Source organism: Planktothrix sp. FACHB-1355, from assembly GCF_014748295.1.
GTDB classification, from domain to species: domain Bacteria; phylum Cyanobacteriota; class Cyanobacteriia; order Cyanobacteriales; family Aerosakkonemataceae; genus Aerosakkonema; species Aerosakkonema funiforme_A.
The window spans coordinates 1-3,027 of record NZ_JACJUP010000903.1 but is presented as its reverse complement, the minus strand read 5'-3'; the positions used below and the strand labels follow the sequence as shown (position 1 = coordinate 3,027).

Annotated in this window: 2 protein-coding genes; both read left to right on the top strand. The window is 46.4% G+C overall.

Going from position 1 to position 3,027, the window contains the following annotated elements; genetic code table 11:
• Positions 1–103 precede the first annotated feature (103 nt).
• The gene (locus H6S82_RS26715) at positions 104–1,066 is read left to right on the top strand and encodes a hydrogenase small subunit (protein ID WP_190468092.1); all 963 of its coding nucleotides are present in this window, start codon (positions 104–106) and stop codon (positions 1,064–1,066) included.
• Positions 1,067–1,187: 121 nt separating this feature from the next.
• The gene (locus H6S82_RS26710) at positions 1,188–2,783 is read left to right on the top strand and encodes a nickel-dependent hydrogenase large subunit (protein WP_190468095.1); all 1,596 of its coding nucleotides are present in this window, start codon (positions 1,188–1,190) and stop codon (positions 2,781–2,783) included.
• The last annotated feature ends 244 nt before the right edge of the window (positions 2,784–3,027 follow it).

The following is a 3,027-nucleotide window of genomic DNA, read 5'->3' as shown; positions in this document are numbered from 1 at the left end:
TAATATGATAAAAGTTATAGAATCAAAAATTGGGTAACAGGCGGCGCGTTCGCCTCTCAATTCTTGTGAAAAATTTGCAACAAATTGCGATCGAAGGTGGCGTATGGTCAATGTCCTTTGGCTTCAAGGTGGAGCCTGTTCTGGCAACACCATGTCCTTCTTAAATGCAGAAGAACCGAGTGCTTGCGACTTAGTAACAGACTTTGGCATTAATATTTTGTGGCATCCCTCTTTGGGAGTCGAACTAGGCGAAAACCTGCAAAAATTGCTGTGGGATTGCGTAAAAGGTACAATCCCCCTAGATATCTTGGTATTTGAAGGATCGGTCGTCAACGCTCCCAACGGTGCGGGTACTTGGAACCGCTTTGCTCATCGACCGATGAAAGATTGGCTGAGCGACTTATCAAAAGTAGCTAGTTTCGTCGTTGCAGTAGGAGACTGCGCTACTTGGGGCGGCATTCCCGCAATGGCACCCAACCCCAGCGAATCGACAGGATTACAATTTCTCAAACGTCAGGAAGGCGGTTTTTTAGGCACAGACTACGTTTCCAAAGGCGGACTACCAGTAATTAATATTCCCGGATGTCCCGCTCATCCAGACTGGATTACACAAATTTTAGTCGCGATCGCCACCGGAAGGATCGCAGATATCACCTTAGACGAACTTAACCGTCCCCAAACCTTCTTCAAAAGCTTCACCCAAACAGGCTGCACTCGCAACATCCACTTTGCCTATAAAGCCTCTAGCGGTGAATTCGGACAGCGCAAAGGTTGCCTGTTCTACGACTTAGGTTGTCGCGGGCCAATGACCCATTCCTCCTGCAACCGCATTTTGTGGAACCGCGTTTCCTCCAAAACCCGCGCCGGAATGCCCTGTCTTGGTTGCACCGAACCAGAGTTTCCCTTCCACGACCTCAAACCAGGTACAGTTTTCAAAACCCAAACCGTCATGGGCGTACCCAAAGAACTGCCCACCGGAGTCAACAAAAAAGACTACGCCCTAATCACCGTTGTAGCAAAAGATGCAACTCCTGCCTGGGCAGAAGAAGACATTTTTACAGTTTAGTCAGTTGTCAGTTGTCAATTGTCAGTTGCACCCCACAAAAAACTCTCAATAACATCTGCGTTCATCTGCATTTATCTGCGTTCAAAAAAAGTAAAAATTTGAGAGAGGAGACATTTAAAGAATGCCAGTTCAAACCTTAGACATTTCGCCAGTCGGAAGAGTAGAAGGCGACCTAGATGTAAGAGTTGAAATAGAAGATGGATACGTAACCAACGCTTGGACTCACGCCGAACTATTTCGCGGATTTGAGATTATTTTACGAGGCAAAGATCCTCAAGCAGGATTAATCGTCACCCCTCGCGCTTGTGGAATTTGTGGCGCTTCCCACCTCAGTTCTGCTGCTTGGGCATTAGACACTGCTTGGGGTACAGAAGTACCGCGCAATGCTATTCTAGCTAGAAACTTAGGACAATTAGCCGAAACAATCCAAAGTATTCCCCGCTATTTTTACGGGTTATTCGCGATCGATCTAACCCATAAAAAATATCAGCATAGTTCATTCTACGAAGAAGCTTGTCGCAGGTTCGCTCCTTTTACTGGTAAATCCTACGAACTGGGAGTAACTATTTCTGCCAAACCCGTAGAAATATATGCTTTATTAGGTGGACAATGGCCGCACTCTAGTTACATGGTGCCAGGTGGTGTAATGTGCGCCCCGACCTTAACTGATGTCACCCGCGCTTGGTCGATTTTGGAATATTTTCGCACCAATTGGTTAGAGCCTGCCTGGTTGGGTTGTTCGTTAGAACGCTACGAACAAATCCAAACTTATGATGATTTTATGGCATGGTTGGAGGAAGATCCGAAACACGCTAACTCCGATCTCGGTTTTTACTGGCGGATGGGTTTAGATATTGGTTTGGATAAGTACGGCGCTGGTGTTGGAAAATACATCACATGGGGCTATCTCCCTCACGAAGATAAGTATCAAAAACCGACCATTGAGGGTAGAAATGCAGCCGTGATTATGAAGAGTGGGGTGTATGACAGCTTTAGCGATACTCACTCCTTGATGGATCACAGCTTTGCCCGCGAGAATACAACTCACTCTTGGTATGATGAAGGCACTGGAGACGTTCATCCGTTCGATCGCACCACCAAACCAACTGAGAAAAATACCCAAGATTTCGATAACAGTTATTCCTGGTCTAGTGCAGTGCGTCACGCCGAGTCGGGACGGTTGGAAGCAGGGCCATTAGCACGCCAACTGGTAGCGGGTGGCAAGCATGGGCAAGACTGGCAACACTACGATCGCTTTATCCTCGATTGTTTCAAGAAAATGGGTGGTGCTAGCATCCATCTTCGGCAGATAGCACGAATGCACGAATCTGTCAAGCTATACCGCCAAGCCGAACGCTGTTTGCGCGAGTTCCGGTTAAATGAGCCTTTCTACATTAAACCAAAAGAAAAAGATGGTCGGGGCTGGGGTGCAACCGAAGCTGCTAGGGGCGCTCTCTGTCACTGGATAGAATTGGAGAAAGGTAAGATTAAAAACTACCAAATTATCGCACCGACGACTTGGAATGTTGGGCCTCGCGATGGTGCAGGTAAATTGGGGCCAATTGAATCGGCTTTAATTGGTACGCCTATTGCTGATTCTACCGATCCGATCGAAGTTGGTCACGTTGCGCGATCGTTCGATTCTTGTTTAGTTTGTACCGTTCATGCCCATGATGCTAAAACCGGGGAGGAATTGGCAAGATTTAGAACAGCTTGATTCTAAAATTAGGGGCAGGTTTTGGTAAGGATTAGTTTGACAAAATCTGCCTCTCGAAATAGTTTTTTAAGCATAGATGTAGGCGAAAGCCTTCCCGTAGGGTACGTAAAAGACTCTGGATCGGAAGTTTCTTTGATTGTATCTGATGGCGATCGCCATGAGCAGCTTTAAGAAGTGGCACGTTTGACTATTTCAACTGCTTTAGCGTTTAACCCTTTTTCATTTGTGAATAGTACAAATTCAA

What these genes read in the sequence shown, in the direction of transcription:
- H6S82_RS26715 (WP_190468092.1), top strand. Translation starts at nt 104, where the DNA reads ATGGTCAATGTCCTTTGGCTTCAAGGTGGAGCCTGTTCTGGCAACACC.
- H6S82_RS26710 (WP_190468095.1), top strand. Translation starts at nt 1,188, where the DNA reads ATGCCAGTTCAAACCTTAGACATTTCGCCAGTCGGAAGAGTAGAAGGC.